We start from the raw sequence: 21503 nt of genomic DNA on the forward strand, positions 1-21503 counted from the left end.
TAAAATCGGTTGATCTAAGCCCTCGGATGAAACTGTGTAATTACTTCCCTTAAATAATCGCGATCGATGTGGGTATAAATCTCCGTTGTCGTAATACTCGAGTGGCCAAGCATTTCCTGCACGGCACGTAAATCAGCGCCACCCTCAATTAAATGGGTAGCGAATGAATGTCTTAAAGTATGCGGACTAATTGTTTTCTTTAAGCCTGTAGCTATTGCCAGACTTTTAATCAGGTTGAAAATCGATATTCTGGATAGTTTAGCGCCGAAACGATTCAAAAATATAAAATCTTCGTTTCCTTTCTTGATGTCAGCATGTACGCGGACTTCAGTGATGTAAATATCCAACAGCTTTAAGGCCACACCTCCGATCGGGACCAAACGCTCTTTATTTCCTTTCCCGATTACTTTTATAAACTCGATTTGCGGAAAGAGATTGGAAATTTTCAATTCTGTTAACTCGGTGACACGAAGACCACAGCCATACAATACTTCCATAATGGCCTTGTTGCGCATTCCTTCAGGTTTTGAAGCATCTATCGCTGCGATGAGTTCATTTATCTCATGGATATTTAACGTATCCGGTAATTTTCTGCTGAGCTTTGGGGCTTCAATTAATGCTGTCGGATCGTTGGAAATCACCTCTTCGAGCATTAAATAGGAGAAGAAAGCTTTCAGACCTGATATTACACGTGCCTGTGTACTGGCCTGCATCCCCAATTCATTTAGCCAGGAAATAAATGATTTTAAATGTGTGATGGTAATATCCGTCAGTTTTGGTTCTTCATTTAAAGATGTGTAATACTGTATCAATTTGTCGATATCACTCAGATAGGCATCAACAGAATTGCCGGATAACGACCGCTCTAACTTCAAGTACGACTTAAATCCTTTAATATATGATTGCCAAAGCATGTTTTTATTTGAGATTTTTTATAACATTGCAACGTTACAACATTATATGATGAAAATACAAATTATTAACGGCCCAAATTTAAACTTACTAGGCGTTCGCGAACCATCTATTTATGGTAATACCAGTATTGAAGATTACATTAAAGAATTAAAAACTGCTTATCCGGATGTCGAAATAGCATATTACCAAAGTAATGTAGAGGGAGAAATTATCAATAAACTACATGAAGTGGGTTTTAGCTACGACGGCGTAGTGCTTAATGCTGGTGGTTATACGCATACTTCTGTGGCCATTGCAGATGCCATTGCTGCCATTAAAACGCCTGTAATTGAGGTACATGTATCGAATATTTATGCCCGCGAAGAATACCGCCATGTTTCTTTAACCGGAAAAAACTGTCAGGGCGTTTTAACAGGCTTTGGCATGAAAGGTTATCGTTTGGCGATTGAAAGTTTATTGACCTAAATCTTTAATTGCTACAGCAATTCACAAATTTTCAGTTGATTCAGGTGGATTACAAATCCACAGATCTCCGGTCTGGAAAACATTTCCAGACCAAAAATTGGCGATTCAAGATTTATTTAAGATTCGAAAAATATTTAATTTTCTTAATAAAAAATGCCCAAACAATGCTGTTGTTGTACACGCCAGTATGTTTAGTGTAATCTTTTTGGATTGCTTTTCTCTTTTTGCCCGTTTTTGACAATGATTTAAGGAAATGCCAGTGCCCTTTACTTACTGCCATTGTAAACTTAGGTTTCCCGCTAAGTAAAAAATGCCACCAGGCGATAAAATCGATAAACATCCGGATTGTTATCCTAAAGATAGCATCGCCTAAGGGCAGATTTTTCTGCATAATGATCAGGTTGTTCCTGAAATTCAGGTAAGTTTTAAAAGGATTTTCTGTCTGCAATGTCCCACCGCCAACATGATAAACTTCAGCATCCGGACAGAACATAATCTTATAATTCAGGTTCTTCAAGCGCCAGCATAAATCTATTTCCTCCATATGGGCAAAAAGGTCAGCATCTAAACCGCCTGCTTCCTGCCAACACTTGCTTTTGATAAAAAATGCAGCACCACTGGCCCAAAAAACTTCTTTTTGCGCATTGTATTGGCCATTATCGAACTCATAAACATTGAATAACCTGCCACGGCAGAAAGGATAAGCATAAATATCCAGATAGCCACCTGCGGCACCAGCATATTCAAATTGGTTTTTGTTCAACTGCCATTTAATCTTTGGTTGTGCTGCTGCAATCTGTACATCGCTTTCCATCAGATCAATTACGGGCTGTATCCAATTTGGGATCACCTCTACATCCGAATTGAGTAAAATAAAATAATCAGCTTCAACACGTTCTAAAACTTGATTATATCCCCCCGCAAAGCCATAATTAAGATCATTTTGAATGATTTTAACGGTTGGGAAATTTTCTTGTAAAAACAGAACGGAGTCGTCTGTTGAGGCATTATCGCCGACAACAATTTGCAGGTTATCATATTCCGACCGCAAAATTCCAGGTAAAAACTGCTTTAAATACGCCTTTCCATTCCAGTTTAAAATTACAATAGCTACTGATGGGTTCATTCTATTTATTCGGGTTTAAATTTCCAGCGCTTATGGCTCCAAAGCCAATATTGGGGCTGTTCTTTAATAATATCTTCTAAAAACTTAAAGTGCAGATCTGTAATTTCAAATTCATGCATTTTTTCGGGCTCAAGGCACATCGGCAAAACCTCTATATGGTAATAACCTTTTTTAACTACCTTAACTTTAAAATAGTATATCGGTCTTTTAGTAGATTTTGCAATTTTTTCTACGCCCAACAAAGCAGCGGTAGGCTGATTCAGAAAATTAACAAAGTATTTTGTTTCTTCTCTCGTTGGCGACTGATCACTTGCAAAACACAAAAGCGTCGGTTCATTTTTGTAGGCGGCCATACCGCGCAAAGTTTGCCGCATGGCAATAAATACATTTCCATATTTTGTCCGTGCATAATCGAACCACTTTCCAAAAACTTTATTTGAAATGGGTTTAAAAATCACCATGGTTTTTGCAGAAATGTTAAGACCAAGCGCTAAGGTTCCCAACTCCCAGTTGCCATAATGACCTGTACAGGCGAGTACGCTTTCTCCAGCTTTAAAGTGGGCTTCTAAATATTCCAATCCAGTAAATTTTACCCTTTTTAAAGTTTCAGCCTTTGAAATACTCGTCATTTTAATGATTTCAAAAATGAGTTCGGCCAAATACAGAAAGAATTTTTTCTCTATAACTATAATTTCGTTAGGTTTTTTTTCAGGAAAGGAGCAGGTTAAATTCTGTCTGATAACTTTTTTTCTATAGCCTATTACGTAATAAAGCAGATAATATAGTAATCTTGCAAAAAAAAACAGCAAAGGCAAAGGGAGCAGCGACAATAGGTATAAAAAAAATACGCCAACGTGCGCAATCCCTCTTTTAATCATTATTTTTAAAACGTTTCAGCTACAAACATAAATTTTCAAATGCAGAATACAGCTATACTTCCATTATTTTATCTTCCGCCAGTAGGTTATTTTAGTCTATTGCAAAAGCTGGGGACAGATTTTTTAATTGAAAAACATGAACATTTAGCCAAACAGACCTATCGCAACAGAGCCAGTATTTATTCACCAAACGGGAAACTGGACATAACCGTTCCAGTGGTTAAAGGCTCAAAAACACATACGAAAATGAAGGATGTTCGGATCAGTTACGATTTTAAATGGCAACGGTTGCATTGGTTGAGTTTGGAAAGCTGCTACAGAAGTTCTGCTTATTTTGAGTTTTACGAAGATGAGTTATCGCGTTTCTACACCAATAAATTCGAATTTTTATTCGATTACAATCTCGAGTTGGTGGAATGGTTAAGCAAAAAACTAAAACTGAACAAAAGCTTTGAGGTAACACCCGAATATTTTGATGATATCGCACCCGAATTGGATTTCCGTACCATCATGAATCCCAAAAAAGAAGAAGATATTGTAAACAATAAGCCATATTATCAGGTTTTTGAAGATAGACATCAATTTTTACCCAACTTAAGTATTGTTGATCTGTTATTTAACCAGGGCCCCCAGGCCCGGCTATATCTGTAACATATGGGAAAAAACAAAGCACGTAACCGCCATAAACATTATAAGGTACCAGCACCCGGTACAAGTCCGGGGCTATATGCCATTGATGATGATGCATTAAAGCCGCAAATCGTACTGCATACTTATAACGAGAAAAGTTACAAGAAAGAAGAACTCGAAAATATCAATAACATTGATAAGCTGATTGAGAACAAAGATTTTTGTTATTGGTTCGATATCAAAGGTTTGGCTGATCCGAATATTTTCGAAACATTATATTCAAAATTGGATATCAGCAGGTTGGTTCTCGAAGATATTACCAGTTCTTATCAGCGTCCAAAATTAGATGAGTACGACAATGACAAATACATTTTCGCTGTAAGCAGGCATCTGTTTTTAGGTGAAGATAATGTTTTAAGCAACGATCAGATCTCTTTTATTTTATCAGAACGTACGCTGATTACGTTTCAGGAAACTTATGCCGATTGTTTCGAACCGGTTAGAAAACGTTTGGAAATAGGGAAGGGGAACATCCGCATTGGTGGAAGCAGTTATTTAATGTACGCCATCATGGATGTAATTGTAGATAACTATTTTACATTATTAAATTTTTGGGGCGAAGAGTTGGATGCCATCGAAGACCGCTTGTACGACCATCCCGACCGCCGGATTATGTACGATACCCAGGCGATTAAAAGGTCATTAATTATGATCCGTAAGGTAGCCTGGCCGGAAAGAGATAAACTGAATGATATTATCCGAACCGATAGTCCTTTGATATCCGATCTCACCAAAACATACATGAAAGATGCCTATGATCATTGTATCCAAATCATTGATTTTATAGAATCGTTGAAGGAAATTGCATCGGCAAATATTGATATGAATTTATCGATTATCAGCAACCGTATGAACGAAATCATGAAGGTGTTGACCATCATTTCTTCCATATTTATCCCATTAACCTTTATTGCCGGTATTTACGGGATGAATTTCAGCAGGGAAGACCCGGCAACCGGAAAAATATTAAAAGATAATATGCCCGAATTATATGCGGAACATGGTTATTTATATACCTGGATTGTAATGGGGGTGATTGCGATCTTACAGGTCATTTATTTTTGGCGCAAAGGTTGGTTTAAATAGTGTTTTTGTGCTTATACCAATAATTGGTATATTTAAATTAAATGAATATATATGAAACCATTTTAGCAATGGAAAGATAATGGATCATGTATTAAAAGGATATAGATGTTCAGCGGTCAAATCGTGTCTCATATTCTATAAGCCCGGGGAGGATGGCTGAGTTGAAATAATCAGAATTTTACATCAGATGACTAACATTAAAAATCACTTATTGTAAAAATCAATCTTTAATATTAGTAGCTTTAGGGCGTTTTAGGTTAGGTTATAGATGCAGTCATTCGAAATTGATAAAAGCGACGTACTCAAGGTTAAAAATGCAATTTTAGCTGGTGATGAAACTTTAAAGGTAGTTTTAGAGGAATACCATGCTTCAGAAATTGCCATTCTTTTCGAACGCCTGGATAAATCCGAACAAAGGCATATTATTAATCTGCTTCCGGCAGAAATCGCATCGGAGATTATCTCTGAGATGGATGAAGAATCCCACCCGGAAGATTTACTTTTTGAACTCCATCCCGATAAACGTACCGAAATTGTTGAAGAACTGGATTATGATGACGCAACCGATATCATTTCCCAGCTGGAAGATCACGAGCAAAAGGAGATTTTAGAAGACCTTACCGAAGATCATGCTTCAGAAATCCGGAATCTTTTAACTTACGACGAAAAAACCGCGGGTGGTTTGATGAATACAGAACTGATCTGTGTAAACATCAACTTAACCAAAAAAGATGCGATCGACGAGATCATCCGTCAGAGTGAGGAAATGGAAGAATTTTACACCATTTATGTGGTGGATGATGAGGATATTTTTAAAGGGATTGTTTCGTTAAAAGACATCATCAAAGCGAAACACAATGCCAAAATCACCGAATTGGTTAAAATAGATGCCGTGTATGTGCATCCTGATACCGATCAGGAAGAAGTGGCGAACCTGATTTCCCAATATAATTTAACCAGTATCCCGGTAATAGACGATCATCAGAAATTACTTGGTAGGGTAACATTCGATGATGTAATCGATGTAATGGAGGCTGAAAGTACCGAAGATATCCTGAAAATTTCGGGGGTATCAGAAGACGAGGAATTGAGCGGTAACTGGGTAGAGGCGGTAAAATCACGTTTGCCTTGGTTAATTATCAACCTTGGAACTGCATTTTTAGCTTCATCTGTTGTGCGCTACTTTGATCCAACCATCAAGTTAATTCCTTCTTTAGCAGCCTATATGACGATTATTGCAGGTATGGGCGGAAATGCGGCTACTCAGGCGCTTGCTGTAACGGTTAGGCGTATTTCACTTTACGACTTGACTGATAAACAGGCTTATCGAACTGTTTTGAAAGAATTTACAGTAGGTTTAATTAATGGTGCATCTAATGGATTAATCGTATTTATTTTTGCTTACTTTTTTGACGGCAACCCTATGCTTGGATTGGTTATCTTCCTGGCTATGACGGGTAATCTGGTTATTGCAGGCATTACTGGTGCCGGAATTCCACTTATTTTAAAACGTGTAGGTATTGATCCTGCCATTGCATCATCTATAATTATTACTACTTTTACCGACGTTTTTGGTTTTCTGCTAATTTTAGGATTGGCCAGCAAACTATTACTATAATCAGGATTTACTTGATTTGGGATTCAGGATGTTATCCTGCCAAACCTAAATGGAGCCTGCTAACTTAAAAAGATTACATAACTTTAAATCCAAAAAATCTGATCCCGATGCAAACAACAAGACACGATTGGACAAAAGAAGAAATATACGAAATTTATAACAGACCATTTTTAGATCTGGTTTACGAAGCCGCAAGCATCCACAGAGAAAATAAAGACTATAATGAAGTTCAGGTAAGTTCATTAATCTCGATCAAAACTGGTGGCTGTGCCGAAGATTGTTCATATTGCCCACAGGCAGCACGTTATCATACGGAATTAGAAGTTCAGCCCTTAATGCAGGTGAGCCAGGTGGTGAGCGCTGCCGTTAAAGCAAAAGAGGGTGGTGCATCACGTTTATGTATGGGGGCCGCATGGCGCGAAGTACGTGATAACCGTGATTTTGACCGTGTAATTGAAATGGTAAAAGCTGTAAATGATATGGATATGGAGGTGTGCTGTACTTTAGGTATGCTGACCGAAAATCAGGCACAGCGTTTGGCTGATGCGGGCTTATATGCCTATAACCACAATATCGATACTTCTGAAGATGATTACAAACGTATTATTTCGACCAGGACTTACGATGATCGTTTAAATACCATTAAAAATGTGCGTAAAGCTAAATTAACGGTATGTAGTGGTGGTATTATCGGTTTGGGCGAAACAGTAGAAGATCGTGTTTCGATGTTGCAAACCTTATCCAATATGGAAAAACACCCTGAATCGGTTCCTGTTAATGCATTGGTTCCGGTAAAAGGAACACCATTAGAAAACCAGCCACGTGTGCCAATCTGGGATATGGTAAGGATGATCGCTACGGCACGTATCGTGATGCCAAATTCGGTGGTACGTTTATCAGCAGGTAGAAATGAAATGAGTACACTTGAACAGGCTTTTTGCTTTATGGCTGGTGCAAGTTCTATTTTTGCCGGAGACAAATTGTTAACTACACCAAACCCTGCTTTTGTAGATGATATGGCGATGTTTGAATTATTAGGCTTAAAAACACGCAATGCCTTTAAAAATGGCCGTCCTGCAAATACAAGGATAGCAGAGGAAGCGGTTTAATCAAAAAATATAATATAAAAAAGTCCCGATTTTGATCGGGACTTTTTTGTTTTCAAGTGGTTTTCTTATTTAGATATTACTATCTGATCTTCTTCTATCTGTGTCTTACACGGCCGTTACCCTAACCTCAATATTTCCTTTTACAGCTTTAGAATACGGACAAGCCCGATGTGCCTTATCCGCTAAAGCTTGCGCTTCCTCATGGGAAATTCCAGGAATGTGCACATCCAGATCTGCTGACAGCACGAATGAATTGCCATCTTTATTAAAGGAAACCAGCACTTTCACATTAGCTTCACTGATATCTACACCTTCGCGTTCGGCAACTGATCCCAAGGCACCTAAATAACAAGGACCCCAGGCTGCTGCAAACAATTCTTCAGGATTGGTTGCCCCGCCTTGTCCGCCAAGTTCTTTCGGTTTTCGCAAATCAAAATCTAAAATTCCATCACTTGATTTGATGTGTCCATCTCTTCCTCCAGTAGCTGTTACTTCAGCTGTATATAGCTTTTCCATAATGTTATATTAATGTGAATAGCTTAACAATTGATAATGGCCTTTGTTTTATACAAGGTTTGTTATACTATATCAGCTCTTCCTGCTGAATATATTTTAATGCTATTAATCCGCATAATGAAACACTTGCCTTAAATCTTGATTTTTACGGATAGTTTATAGATGTCATAAGCTACTTTTTGGATAAGGTCGAATTGCTCCGGAATTAAATCTTCGCCTTTTTTTATCGTTAAGCCAGTATCATTTAGCCTGATTAACGGAACATTATCTATGGTATTTGTTCCTTGTACTAAATTTTCAATGGCAGTATCGAGTAAATAAGTGGTATTATTGGCAATGGGTTTTAAAGCATCGAAACTTTCAAAAATAAATTGATGTTCCTTATTGTATAATGAAAGTGTTGCCACATAAGAAGAGAGCAAGTGACTTAAAGCCGTAAACTGGTGTACTTCTTTAATAAACAATTGTTTGCTTTTCGGCTCAGAAAACATTCTTTGAAACAAGGAAGCTAAATTGGCAGTACTTACATAAACTTCTTTCCTTGCCAGCTTATACTCGGTTCTGTTGTAATTCTTTTCAAAATACAATTTCACTACCTGTGCGTAGTAGGCTTTATTTGCCTTTAAAATATCAAGCATGGCCTCCTTAAGTTTTTCATGCTCCCAGGTTGGGAATAAGGAATAACTCGCGATCAGGGCTATGCCTGAGCCAATAAAGGTATCGTAGATCCTTTCGCGCGCCAGCGCAATCGATCCCATACCCAGGAAATCGAATAGGATCAAGATATAAGGTGTCATAAAAAGTACGCTTACCACATAGTTTTTCCGTTGAAAACTATAACAACCAATCATACAGATCAATAAAATCACGAAAAGGGTATTTCGATCATGGATGTAGGTTAATACACCCATACCAATAAATGCGCCCACAGTAGTTCCGATCAAACGTTGATAGTTACGCTCTTTGGTTAAGCTAAAACCCGGTTTCGAGATCACCAGAATAGTAAGGAGAATCCAATAACTATGCGAGAAATTCAAAACTAGGGATACCACGAAACCTAAAAGCATTACTACGGTTACCCTTAGCGAATGTCTGAACGTAGAAGAACTATAGGTTAAATTTTCTGTAAATAGTTTGAAATCGAATTTTTGCCTCGTAATAAATTTCTCTGTATCTACCTCAGCCTGCCTGATATCTTTACTGTTCCTGATTTTAAAATAGCTGAAAATGGTTTTAACCCTGGCCAGTATATTTTCGATATTAACTTCAATATTTTTCAGGGCAATAATGCCGAGTGTATTGTATTCCTGATTCTGGTTGTTTTTTTCCAGATTATTGATTTTGATTTTTAAACGCTCGATCTCGATCAGTAAACGTTTCGAAACAACTGGCGTTCCACCGCTCTTTAAGGCAAATGCAATATCATCCAAAGCATAGGAAATCCGCTTAATGGCCATTTCATAATCCGATAAAATGCCTGCTTTATCAAACTGGTCGTGCAGCTGCTGGTAGTTATAATAGGTAGACATGACCTGTTCGAACAGATCAACCATATCTACAAATACCAGTAACAAAAATCTTCCTTCAGGGGTAGAATCCCTTACGATTTCTCTTGTTCTGAACAACAATTCCCTTACTGCATCTTGTTTTTCGTGTACAGAAACCTGAAGTTGTAAAAGATCTGAATAGGTTTTATCGTAATTGTTATTTTGATGATAAAACTTGGCTTTTTCACGCAGAAACTCTGCAACTTCTAAAATAGAATCACTAAGCGATTGTTGTACCAAACGGAACGGGCGGAGGCGGTACACAAAATAGCTTAAACCGGTATACCAAAGGCTTCCGGCCAACACCATAACCGCATGCAACAATACTTCCTGCCAGGGGCGTACATCATCAATGCTCAATACCATAATCAACAGCACTGCAGTGCCTACCGATGCAGCCCTCAAGCCGTAGATGTAAAACATCGAAAATACAAAGCTCGATACAGCGAGTAAAAAACCGATAAAATAATGGTTTTTGTTGGTTAAACCGGTAATGATCGAAAAGGTAAAAATTAGTGCTGTGGTAATCAGCATTGCATTTCTCCGGTGTACCATGGGGCCAGGACTATCCACAACACTGACACATAACGCTCCGAGAGATAAAGTCATGCCATACTTCAACAGACCAAACTGGGCCAGGATTAAAGAGGGGAGCAGCACGCCAATAGTGATGCGTAGACCGTCGGCAAAATACGTACTCAATAAAAAGTCTTGTATATTTCTAATGGGTTGCCTAATCTGCATGTTACAAAAATAACTATAATAGTGATTTTTTTGTTGTGATTAAAATTAAGTTTTTTGCTTTTTTTATGATTTTAAGCAGAAAACGGGTAATTAACTGATTAGTAAAATAATAAGAAATGTTGACAAGTGTATAATCCTAAATTGTTAACAAACTCAATATAGATGGGACACAACGAATTTGAGACCACTTTTCACCAATGTAAACTGTTGATAAACAGTATTTTTAGGTTAATAACTTTGTGCATAAAAACGTTTATTTTTCTCTTGACAGAAGTGCGTTTTCATACTAAATTAGATCATATCAAATACGAAGTACTTTGAATTCTGATAAAACAATCCAAAAGAGATAAAGAACCGAAAGGGGAATTGTTTCGGATCGTTTATAGGGAAAACGATTAATTTCTGAAAGGGTTAAACCGAGTAAGAATATATATAACCATCGAAAGATTGGACGATAAGAAAATCGCACAGGCCCAAACAGAGATTATGGAAAACTAAGAAGTTTACGGACGGAAGAGTTGGAAATAAATTTTCACGGATCGCAAAAGTTGCAAAACCTAACGAAAACGGAAAAATCAGAGTAACAAGAATTAGATGCGCTAAAATGCAACTACGGTTGTTTGTAGCGTTAAAACGGGGAACTGAATCGAAAGAAGAAGCGCCCCGTTTTTATTTTGCCCAAATCCGATCAACCGATCAAAAAAGAATAGCTAATTTTTCCGCTTATTATCCCTAAAATATTAAATTTACCGAATGGCCAAAAAAGGTAAATCAGTCTCCAGTCCTTCAAAAAAGATATTCGTTTTAGATACTTCGGTGATTTTATACGATCATGATGCAATAAATAATTTTCATGAACACGATGTGGCCATTCCCATTCAGGTTTTAGAAGAACTCGATAATTTTAAAAGCGGAAACGATACCCGGAATTTTGAAGCCAGAAGTTTCATCCGTCTAATCGACGAAACCTCTAAACAAAAACTGATCAGCGACTGGATAGCCTTGAAAAGCCCGGGTTCAGGGAAATTTAGGGTAGTATTAAATGAAAAACCTTTAACGGTAGATGCAGAAGCGGTTTATGGGAAAGGGAAAACCGACCATAAGATTTTGAACGCGGCTTTAAGCTTAAAAGAGGAACATCCTGATAAAAAAGTAGTACTGGTATCGAAAGACATCTGTCTGAGACTAAAAGCAAAGGCACTCGATTTAAATGCGGAAGATTACGAAACGGGTAAAATTAAAAACGTTGATGAGCTTTATGCCGGAAAAACAGAAATCAATAATTTCTCCGTTGAAATTATTGAAGCAGTAAAAAAGCAACCGTTTATCGATGCGGGTGAGATCGAATTGCCCCCAAAAAATGCCAATCACTTTTACATTTTAAAAAATAAGAGAAAAACAGCCAATGTATTTTACAACAATAGTTTAAAAACAATTGCAGCTGTTTCTACCGGTCCGATATTTAAGATCAAACCTAAAAATATTGAGCAGGCCTTTGCCATTCATGCCCTTTTAGATCCGGAAATTAGACTGGTAACTATCCAGGGAAACGCCGGAACCGGTAAAACCCTGCTGGCTTTGGCCAGTGCCTTAGAGCAACGTAAAAACTTCAGACAGATTTATGTTACACGCCCCATTGTTTCACTGAGCAATAAAGACATTGGCTTTCTGCCTGGTGATGCAAAATCGAAAACGGATCCCTTTATGGCACCTATCTGGGACAACCTAAGGTTCATTAAAGAACAGTTTATCGGCGATGAAAAAATGTCGGAGAAAATTGATGAACTGATTGCAACCGAAAAAATAGCCATTGCGCCATTGGCCTTCATCCGTGGAAGAACGCTCACTAAAATCTTCTTTATTATTGATGAAGCACAAAATTTAACCCCGCATGAAGTAAAAACGATTATTTCGAGAGCAGGTGAGCATACCAAAGTGGTTTTTACGGGCGATATTTATCAAATTGACACCCCTTATCTCGATTCGGAGAGTAATGGATTATCTTATCTAATCGAAAATGCAAAGAACCATCCACTTTACGCACACATTACCTTACACAAAGGCGAAAGGAGTGAATTGGCTAATTTGGCAAACGAGTTGCTGTAAAGATTAGAAGGTTTCCCGCTGATTTCGCAGACAAGAGCACAGATTTAAACTGATCTGTTTAGGCACTGGTTCAAAGCCCTTACACCACCTGAATTTATTTCAGTTCCTGGTTGCAGGGGCATTTATTGCAAATGTATTTCCTAATGATATTTCTTCAGGCTCCTCAAACAGATAAACAATCCAATTAAAGTTAACACTGCACTTAAAATAAACGGTGCACCAGGAAAGTAAACCGGCGCTTTCCCTTCAATAAAATAAGCGAAAATATGTGTCATTACCCATGGGGCAAATATAGCAGCTAAACTCTGCAAACCGGTTAATACACCTTGCATTTCACCCTGGGCATTTGCTGGTATTTGATTTGAAATCAAACCCTGCATCGCTGGTCCGCCTATACCCGCCAAACCATATGGCAACATAAAGGCAAACATCATCCAGCCTTTAGTTGCAAAGGCAAATGCTACAAAGCCGATGATGTATAAAATCAGACCAAAATAAACGGCTTTTTTTTCTCCGATCTTGGGAAGGATGACCCTGATCAAACCACCTTGAACAATACCCACCACCAAGCCTACAAAGCCTAAGGAATAACCAACCCAGGCGGCATCCCATTGGAATTTTTCCATGGTGTAAAACGTCCAGTTAGATTGCACCGAGTGACTGGCAAAGTACAATAAGAATAGGGTAGCCATTAAACCCAATAATGCCGGATATTTACCAATGCTTACCAACGAGCCGATCGGGTTTGCTCTTTTCCAGTCAAAAGCCCTGCGTTTTTCTACAGGTAATGATTCCGGCAATATAAAATAACCATAAAGCCAGTTGATTAAAGATAAGCCAGCAGCGATCATAAAAGGAACCCTTGTACCGAAATGACTAAAAACACCGCCCAAAACCGGACCTAAAATAAATCCTACGCCAAATGCCGCGCCAACCAGGCCAAAATTCTGTGCTCTTTTTTCAGGTGGCGAAACATCGGCGATGTAGGCTTGCGCCGTGGTAAAACTGGCTCCGGTAATGCCTGCGATAATTCTTCCTACAAATAACCAGATAATAGAAGGGGCGAATGCCAGGAAGATATAATCGATGCCCAGTCCGAACAAAGAGCTTAACAAAACGGGCCTGCGCCCATACCGATCGCTCATGGCCCCGATAATTGGAGAAAATATAAATTGAACAGATGCATAAGCCAATGTAAGCCAACCACCGTATTCTGCAGCCAAACCGAAACCTCCGCCGGTAAAATCCTGTATCAGTTTTGGTAAAACAGGAATGATCAACCCAAAGCCTGTAAAATCGATCAGGAGGGTAACCATAATAAAACTCATTGCAGATTTCTTCTTGTTTGCCATTGTATAAAGGTTGAAACGCAAAAGTATCAGAATTAGTTAAGAATGTAAATTTTAGTTCTGTACAGCCCAATAAACCTTACACTATTTGAAACCTGTAAGATTTAGGCAAAAGCGCTTAAACTGGCCCTCAATAAGTTAAAATCCCGCCGGGAGTAAAAAACCTATCACAAAGGTCAAAACTTTTCCACAATGCCTTAATTCGGGTAAATTTTGTTAAATTCGCAAGGTTATAGTAATACCCTTTTTTAATATCGTTTTAAGTAACGAGAATAATAATTTATGGCAGAAGATTTAGAAAATCAGCAGAACGACAAAATCATTCAAATTAATATAGAGGAGCAGATGAAATCGGCCTACATTGATTATTCAATGTCGGTAATCGTATCAAGGGCTTTGCCTGATGTACGCGATGGACTGAAACCGGTACACCGCCGTGTTTTATATGGTATGCTCGATCTTGGTGTAACCAGTAATAAACCACATAAGAAATCTGCCCGTATTGTAGGGGAGGTTTTAGGTAAGTATCACCCACATGGTGATGCCTCCGTATATTTCACCATGGTTCGTATGGCGCAGGATTGGAGCTTACGTTATCCTATGGTAGATGGACAGGGAAACTTTGGTCACATTGATGGTGACTCTCCGGCTGCGATGCGTTATACCGAGGCACGTTTCTCGAAAATTGCCGAAGAAATGCTTGCCGATATCAATAAAGATACTGTAGATTTTCAGTTAAACTTTGATGATACCTTACAAGAACCAACAGTACTACCCGCAAAAATCCCTAACTTATTGGTGAATGGATCTTCTGGTATCGCAGTAGGTATGGCCACCAATATGGCACCCCACAATTTAACCGAAGTAATCGATGGTGTTGTAAACTATATCGACAACAGAGATATCACTATTGAAGAATTAATGAAGTTTGTAAAAGCTCCTGATTTTCCTACAGGTGGTATCATTTATGGTTATACCGGGGTAAAAGAAGCTTTCGAAACAGGCCGTGGCCGTATTGTAATGCGTGCTAAAGCTGAAATCGAAAACATTAAAGACCGTGAAGTAATCATTGTTACCGAAATTCCTTACCAGGTGAACAAAGCCCAAATGATTGAGCGTACTGCTGAATTGGTTGGCGAGAAAAAACTGGAAGGTATTTCGAACATTAAAGACGAATCGAACAAAGATGGTATCCGTATCGTTTACGAAATTAAACGCGATGCAAATGCCTCTATCGTTTTAAACAACCTATATAAGTACACTGCTTTACAAACTTCTTTCAGTGTAAATAATATTGCATTGGTAAAAGGCCGTCCGCAAATGTTGAATCTTAAAGATTTAATTGTACATTTTGTGGATCACCGTCATGATGTAATTGTTCGCCGTACCCGTTACGAATTGGCGGAGGCTGAAAAACGCGCTCACATCCTAGAAGGCTATTTAATTGCCTTAGATCATTTAGATGAGGTAATTAAATTGATCCGTGCTTCCGAAACGCCTGAAGATGCGCGGTTAGGATTAATGGAAAAGTTTGGATTGAGCGATATCCAGGCCCGGGCGATTTTAGATATGACGCTTCGTCGTTTAACAGGACTAGAGCGTGATAAAATCAAAGAAGAGTATGCAGAATTAATGAAAACCATCGAATACTTAAAATCCATCTTGGAGGATGAAAGTTTACGTATGCAGATCATTAAAGATGAATTAGCGGAAATCCGTCAGAAATTTGGTGATGAGCGTAGAACAACTATTGTTCACTCTGCCGAAGACATGAGTATGGAAGATTTCATCGATGATGAAGAAGTGGTGATCACGATTTCTCACGAAGGTTATGTAAAACGTACTCCGGCTACCGAATTCAGAGCACAGGGCAGAGGTGGAAAAGGATCGAAAGGCAGTACTTCAAGAAATGAAGATTTTATTGAACATATGCTCGTGGCCACCAACCACAATTATATGTTGTTCTTTACCGAAGCAGGAAGATGTTTCTGGCTGAGGGTTTACGAAATCCCTGAAGGGTCGCGTACCAGTAAAGGAAGAGCAATCCAGAACATCATCAATATTCCGAAAGAAGAGAAAATTAAAGCTTACATTAAGGTTAAAAACCTTAAAGATCAGGAATATTTAGAGAACAATTTTATCATCATGTGTACTAAAAAAGGTACCATTAAGAAAACTTCTCTTGAGGCTTATTCACGTCCACGTGTTAACGGTATCAACGCCATCAATATTAATGAAGGTGATGTACTGTTAGAAGCTTGCTTAACCAATGGTGAAAGCGAAATTGTAATGGCATTGCGCTCTGGCAGGGCAATCCGTTTCAACGAAAAAACCGTTCGTCCGATGGGTAGAACAGCAACCGGTGTTCGTGGTGTTAGGCTTGCACACGATCAGGATGAAGTTGTTGGCATGATTGCTGTAAACAATCCTGAAGTTACGGTGTTAGTAGTATCAGAAAAAGGTTACGGAAAACGTACCGACATTGAAGATTACCGTGTAACCAACCGTGGCGGTAAGGGAGTAAAAACAATTAATGTTACTGAAAAAACCGGGCAATTGGTTTCAATTAAAGATGTTACTGATAGCGAAGATCTGATGATCATTAACCGTTCGGGCATTGTAATCCGGATTCCGGTTTCAGCTTTAAGGGTAATGGGTCGTGCCACTCAGGGGGTACGTTTAATATCGTTAAAAGGTGATGATGAAATTGCATCGGTAACCAAGATCGATCATGAAGAGGATGAAGAAGAAACAGTAGATCTGGAAGATGTATTGGTAGTTGATGGTGAAGAAATAGAGGCCGATACCACTCCGGAAGCAGATGATACCGAAGAGGAGGGCGAATCAGATAACGAAACGGAAGAAGAAAATTAACTAAAATTAAGATTAGAATAAAAATTATGAAAAGAGTATTTCTAAGTATACTTCTAGCAGGTGCGGTGAGCTCTGCATTTGCTCAGAAAAGTGAAATAACCGCGGCGAAAAACGACTGGGGTTTATTCCAGCTGACTTCTTCAAGTGCATCAACACCCTTGGCGAAAAAACTTGAATCGTTGGCAAAAGGATTGGCACATACTGATAAAGCCATTGCTGATGAGAAATCTAAAGTAATCGCAGAAGCATGGTCTTATCGTGCATTATTTGCTTCATCTGCAGCTATCTTAGATTCAACAAGTACAGCAAATGCTGATGCAAACTTGAAAATTGCACAAGACGCGGTTGTTGAAGCTAAAAAACTGGATACCAAAGGAAGTGAAAAAGAAAATATTGCTTTAGCTGAAACCAATATCAGTAATGCAGTGAGAAACGGTGGTGTAATTGCTTACAACAAAAAAGATTACAAAACTGCTTACGAAAAATTCGTTGCGGCAACCGTAATCAATCCTAACGATACCGCAATGTATTTAAATGCGGGTATTGCTGCTAGAAACATTGAGGATTATCCAGGCATGATTACCCAGTTTAAAAAAGTAATCTCTTTAAATTCTCCTCAGTCAAAAGATTTGTATTCTGAAGTAATCAGTACGGTATTAAGCAAACAAAAAGATACAACTGCTGCATTGGCTATCATCAAGGAAGCAAGTGCTAAATTCCCAGAAAACACAGATTGGATCAAAACTGAAACTCAGATCTATATTGATAGGGGCGATGCAGCAAAATCAGAGCAAATGTTAGTGGCTTTGGCAACAAAAGAGCCAAACAATCCAAATTATCAGGTTTTATTGGGTAATATTTATTTTAGCCAGGCTTTAAAATTACAGGCCGACAGAAATAAAATCGATCCTAAAAAGGTAAAAGAATTTAACGAAGTAACCGGTAAAATGAATGCTTTGTTAGATAAATCGCTACCATTTTACAAAAAAGCGTTAGAAGTTGATGCTAAAAATCAAGGTGCATTAGAAACGTTAAAAACGATCTATGCTTTTAGGAACGATACTAAAAACTACGAAGATATCAAGAAACGTTTAGACGCTTTGCCTAAGCAATAATTTGTTAATCGATTCAAAAAAAGAGCCCTGAAATTTCGGGGCTCTTTTTTTTATGTTTATTTTTATGGTTTATTACGGTTTTACCTCATCAATATATCTATGCAGAATTGCCTTAAAATATCATTAACCGCTTTAATTTTCGTCTCTTTTAATGCTGTAGCGCAAAAAAGTCAAATTCTTATCGCTAGAAATGCTGTGGGGAAACTGCAGGCATCGATCGCCAATAAGGAAGATGAGAAAAAACAGTTATCGATCATAACAGAAGGCTTAAAGTCAATCGAATCTGCCGAAAAAGACAATAAAACAAAGAATTGGGGAGAAACCTGGTCTATAAAATCTTACCTCACATCTTTTGCTTCATTGATCGATACTGATCCTAACAATGCCAATAAGTTTTACGATACTGCTGTTGAAGCCGTAGCCAAAGCTAAATCTTTAGACCGTTATGACGATAATGGGGGCTTGATTAAAGCATCAAACCACAATATCCTGATCAAAAAACAGGAGAAAGGCAATGAAGCCTATTTTAACAATGATTTTAAAGAGGCATTTGCTGATCTAAAGGAAGTATGCGATAACTTCCCTGCAGATACCACTTTAGCCTTAAATACGGCAATCTGTGCCTTAAATATTCAATCTTATGATGAATCTTTAACTTATTTTAAGCGCGCAAAAGAAAATGGCATCAAAAATCCATCTGTTTTTCAGAAAATGGCGCAGATGTATGTGGTGAAATCTGAGAACGAAACCGCTATTAAAACCTTAGAGGATGGTCTGGTTCTGAATCCATTTAACCGTTTTTTAACCAATGATTATATTAATCTTTTGCTCGACACTGAAAATTACAGTAAAGCACAGGGACTGATCGAAAACAATCTGAAAGTAGAAAAAGGAAGTAAGCTGCTTTATTTTCTCTATGGTTATCTGCAACAGATTGGCGGAAATAATGCAACAGCAATTTTATCCTATGATAAAGCTTTGTCTACAGATCAGAATTATTTTGATGCATTGTACCAGTTGAGTTTAGCATATATCAATACCGCCAACGAAACCCTGAGCAAAAATGATACTGATAAAACCGACAAATATAAAGGTTTGATAAACCGTGCACAGTTCGCTTTGCAGCGTGCAAATGAAATTAATCCGAACGATAAAAAAACGGTGCAATTACTTATCGATATCTACACGAAAAAAGGAGCAACGAACAAAGTACAGGAACTTAACCGTAAACTCCAAGAATTATAATTTATGGATTAATGTGTGGGAATAGGATGGTGTTATAAAACACAACTTAACATAATATTAATTATAAGACAAACCAATAAAACATTTGTTCAAACAAATTGTACTATTATTATGTACGACCATTATAGCTTCGAAGATGCTGCTGCTTACCAGATTGAGCTTGCCAGTCGATTAAAGTTTCAACATCTGGATAAAATTGAAACCATTGCCGGTGCAGATATTTCATTCAATAAAAACAGCACAACTATGTACGCGGGAATCGTGATTTTAACTTATCCGGCTATGGTGCTAAAATCTTTCGCATTGGAAACTTACGAAACCAGTTTTCCGTATAAAGCCGGATTTTTGGGTTTTAAAGAAGTTCCGGCGCTGTTAAAAGTCTGGGATTTGATAAACGATAAACCAGATGTTGTAGTACTTGACGGCAATGGAATTTTGCATCCGCGGCGTATGGGCGTGGCTTCACATTTCGGAATCCTTGCCGATCAGGCTACAATTGGTTGTGCGAAGAGCCTTCTTCATGGCGAAAATCATGTTCCTGAAAACATAAGATTGAGTACCGCTGAGATTGTCAGTCATGGTGAAACATTGGGCTTTGCCTTACGCACAAAAATAAACTGCGAATCAATATACGTGTCTGCAGGTCATTTAATTACGGCCGACCAGAGTTTGTCGATTATTAAAAAATGCGCTGGCAATTATAGGATCCCAGAACCAACACGTATAGCGCACAATATTGTAAATGATTTTCGGATTGGCAAGCTAAAAGCCGGCTGCCACGAATTATCGCCGCCCTTAACTTTATTTTAAAACACGCTGCAAGAATTAATTCAAACTGCAATTTTCCAAATTACCGTCCCAGGTTTCCTTTTCATTGGTTACGATTTCAAGGAAATCCATTTTACCGTTTGTAACATCTAAACAATAGGTTAAATCGTTTTTCAGGCCCGGAGCGCTGAGTTTATGTTCTGCGCTTAATAAACCGTTTTCAAATTCTTCTTCCTGAAGAAATTCTTTCAGGTAAGCAAAGCTTAAATACAGGCCTGTAACTGTTGCTTTGGTACTTTCGATTCTTACAAAATCTAAATGCTCAGAAAGATATTGAAATTTTTTAGCGTTATTTTCAATTATAGTGTTGAGCAATAATAGCTCAAATTCGCTCAATTCAGTCATTTAAATCCAGTTAATTCCTTTTTTAAGCAGTTGTTGGGTTTTATATTCATCAGAATTAATTTCAGGCTGAACATTGTAGCCCCAGTTTGCCTGTGGTGGTAAACTCATTAAAATAGATTCTATACGGCCGTTTGTTTCTAATCCAAATTTTGTTCCCGAATCGTAAACTAAATTAAATTCTACATAACGGCTACGACGCTGATATTGCCATTGTTTTTGGGCTTCCGTAAATTCTTTATCACGGTTTCTATCGATCAGTTCGGTGTAAATTGGTAAAAATGTTTCGCCAACATGCGCTGAGAAATCCAAAATCTGCTCCCAGGATAAATTGGTGGTTTCTGGTTTCAGTCTGTCATAAAAAATCCCACCGATACCACGGGTTTCTTCACGGTGTTTTATGAAAAAATAATCGTCGGCATGGGTTTTAAATTTTGGATAAAAGTCACTGCTGAAATCGTCGCAAGTCTGCTTCAATTTATGGTGAAAAAAACGGGCGTCGTTTTCAAATACATAATGTGGTGTTAAATCGATACCGCCACCAAACCAGCGCGTTTCTTCGTTCAGCTCAAAATAACGGATATTCATGTGAATAATCGGAACCATTGGATGGTTTGGGTGGATTACAATGGATACTCCGGTAGCAAAAAAATCATCCTCAGTTACATTAAAGGCTTTTTTTACGCTTTCAGGCAATTTACCATGTACTGCAGAGAAATTTACGCCGCCTTTTTCGATTATTGCTCCGTTTTGCATAATCCGGGTGCGTCCGCCTCCCCCACCGTTTCTTTCCCAAAGTTCCTCTTCAAATTTCCCTTTGCCATCGGCAATTTCCAATCCCCTGCAAATTTCATCCTGTATTTGCTGATACCTCGCTGCTACTTCTTCTTTAAACATGACGGCTTTTTCTAATTCCATACAAATTTAAGCCTATTAAAGCAGCTATATTG

General features: G+C 38.2%; 18 protein-coding genes. 10 read left to right on the forward strand and 8 right to left on the reverse strand.

What is annotated here, in order from left to right:
* Nucleotides 1-14: 14 nt before the first annotated feature.
* Nucleotides 15-914, reverse strand: coding sequence for a site-specific tyrosine recombinase XerD (gene xerD / locus AC04Q1_RS02240; RefSeq protein WP_478361402.1), 900 nt, complete (start codon nucleotides 912-914; stop codon nucleotides 15-17).
* A 49-nt stretch (nucleotides 915-963) separates the two neighbouring features.
* Between xerD and aroQ the strand changes: the two genes are divergently transcribed.
* Nucleotides 964-1380 (forward strand): type II 3-dehydroquinate dehydratase, encoded by a 417-nt coding sequence (aroQ, locus tag AC04Q1_RS02245; protein WP_478361877.1) that lies wholly within the window; start codon nucleotides 964-966, stop codon nucleotides 1378-1380.
* Between the two features lie 112 nt (nucleotides 1381-1492).
* Here aroQ and AC04Q1_RS02250 read toward each other — a convergent pair whose 3' ends face one another.
* Together AC04Q1_RS02250 and AC04Q1_RS02255 are read right to left on the reverse strand one after the other, a co-directional pair.
* Nucleotides 1493-2506, reverse strand: coding sequence for a glycosyltransferase family 2 protein (locus AC04Q1_RS02250; protein WP_478361404.1), 1014 nt, complete (start codon nucleotides 2504-2506; stop codon nucleotides 1493-1495).
* A 5-nt stretch (nucleotides 2507-2511) separates the two neighbouring features.
* Nucleotides 2512-3384 carry a lysophospholipid acyltransferase family protein gene (locus AC04Q1_RS02255; RefSeq protein WP_478361406.1) on the reverse strand — a complete coding sequence of 291 codons (873 nt, stop codon included), beginning with the start codon at nucleotides 3382-3384 and terminating at the stop codon, nucleotides 2512-2514.
* 39 nt (nucleotides 3385-3423) lie between these two features.
* Here AC04Q1_RS02255 and AC04Q1_RS02260 point away from each other — a divergent pair, with 39 nt between their 5' ends.
* The 4 genes from AC04Q1_RS02260 (at nucleotide 3424) to bioB (ending at nucleotide 7887) form a co-directional block, all read left to right on the forward strand.
* Nucleotides 3424-4035, forward strand: a complete 612-nt coding sequence (locus tag AC04Q1_RS02260) for a WbqC family protein (RefSeq protein ID WP_478361408.1) — start codon at nucleotides 3424-3426, stop codon at nucleotides 4033-4035.
* Nucleotides 4036-4038: 3 nt separating this feature from the next.
* Nucleotides 4039-5160, forward strand: a complete 1122-nt coding sequence (corA, locus tag AC04Q1_RS02265; RefSeq protein ID WP_478361411.1) for a magnesium/cobalt transporter CorA — start codon at nucleotides 4039-4041, stop codon at nucleotides 5158-5160.
* Between the two features lie 268 nt (nucleotides 5161-5428).
* Entirely contained in the window at nucleotides 5429-6778 is a 1350-nt protein-coding gene (gene mgtE / locus AC04Q1_RS02270; RefSeq protein WP_478361413.1) for a magnesium transporter, read from the forward strand.
* A 107-nt stretch (nucleotides 6779-6885) separates the two neighbouring features.
* The gene (gene bioB, locus AC04Q1_RS02275) at nucleotides 6886-7887 is read left to right on the forward strand and encodes a biotin synthase BioB (protein ID WP_478361415.1); all 1002 of its coding nucleotides are present in this window, start codon (nucleotides 6886-6888) and stop codon (nucleotides 7885-7887) included.
* Nucleotides 7888-7992: 105 nt separating this feature from the next.
* On the opposite strand, the gene AC04Q1_RS02280 is transcribed toward bioB, so the two are convergent.
* The gene (locus AC04Q1_RS02280) at nucleotides 7993-8403 is read right to left on the reverse strand and encodes an organic hydroperoxide resistance protein (RefSeq protein ID WP_316843606.1); all 411 of its coding nucleotides are present in this window, start codon (nucleotides 8401-8403) and stop codon (nucleotides 7993-7995) included.
* A gap of 131 nt (nucleotides 8404-8534) precedes the next feature.
* Complete coding sequence (locus AC04Q1_RS02285) at nucleotides 8535-10694, reverse strand: FUSC family protein (protein ID WP_478361417.1); 2160 nt, start codon at nucleotides 10692-10694, stop codon at nucleotides 8535-8537.
* Nucleotides 10695-11447: 753 nt separating this feature from the next.
* Here AC04Q1_RS02285 and AC04Q1_RS02290 point away from each other — a divergent pair.
* A complete protein-coding gene (locus AC04Q1_RS02290; protein WP_478361419.1) occupies nucleotides 11448-12800 on the forward strand; it encodes a PhoH family protein in 1353 nt (450 codons plus the stop codon).
* A gap of 140 nt (nucleotides 12801-12940) precedes the next feature.
* Here the strand turns inward: AC04Q1_RS02290 and AC04Q1_RS02295 are convergent, their stop codons facing one another.
* Nucleotides 12941-14152, reverse strand: coding sequence for a TCR/Tet family MFS transporter (locus AC04Q1_RS02295; protein WP_478361421.1), 1212 nt, complete (start codon nucleotides 14150-14152; stop codon nucleotides 12941-12943).
* Nucleotides 14153-14431: 279 nt separating this feature from the next.
* Here AC04Q1_RS02295 and gyrA point away from each other — a divergent pair, with 279 nt between their 5' ends.
* The 4 genes from gyrA to AC04Q1_RS02315 all read left to right on the forward strand — a co-directional run bounded on the left by gyrA (nucleotide 14432) and on the right by AC04Q1_RS02315 (nucleotide 20193).
* On the forward strand, nucleotides 14432-17023 hold the full coding sequence (gene gyrA / locus AC04Q1_RS02300) for a DNA gyrase subunit A (RefSeq protein WP_478361423.1): 2592 nt from the start codon (nucleotides 14432-14434) through the stop codon (nucleotides 17021-17023).
* Between the two features lie 26 nt (nucleotides 17024-17049).
* Nucleotides 17050-18138, forward strand: coding sequence for a tetratricopeptide repeat protein (locus tag AC04Q1_RS02305; protein WP_478361425.1), 1089 nt, complete (start codon nucleotides 17050-17052; stop codon nucleotides 18136-18138).
* 99 nt (nucleotides 18139-18237) lie between these two features.
* The gene (locus AC04Q1_RS02310; RefSeq protein ID WP_478361427.1) at nucleotides 18238-19383 is read left to right on the forward strand and encodes a tetratricopeptide repeat protein; all 1146 of its coding nucleotides are present in this window, start codon (nucleotides 18238-18240) and stop codon (nucleotides 19381-19383) included.
* 111 nt (nucleotides 19384-19494) lie between these two features.
* Nucleotides 19495-20193 (forward strand): endonuclease V, encoded by a 699-nt coding sequence (locus AC04Q1_RS02315; RefSeq protein WP_478361429.1) that lies wholly within the window; start codon nucleotides 19495-19497, stop codon nucleotides 20191-20193.
* Nucleotides 20194-20208: 15 nt separating this feature from the next.
* On the opposite strand, the gene AC04Q1_RS02320 is transcribed toward AC04Q1_RS02315, so the two are convergent.
* Both AC04Q1_RS02320 and hemF read right to left on the reverse strand, forming a co-directional pair.
* Nucleotides 20209-20556: a hypothetical protein gene (locus AC04Q1_RS02320; RefSeq protein WP_478361430.1), complete on the reverse strand. Its 348-nt coding sequence runs from the start codon at nucleotides 20554-20556 to the stop codon at nucleotides 20209-20211.
* On the reverse strand, nucleotides 20557-21450 hold the full coding sequence (gene hemF / locus AC04Q1_RS02325) for an oxygen-dependent coproporphyrinogen oxidase (RefSeq protein WP_478361879.1): 894 nt from the start codon (nucleotides 21448-21450) through the stop codon (nucleotides 20557-20559).
* Nucleotides 21451-21503: the final 53 nt, after the last annotated feature.

The organism is Pedobacter humicola (genome assembly GCF_056490705.1).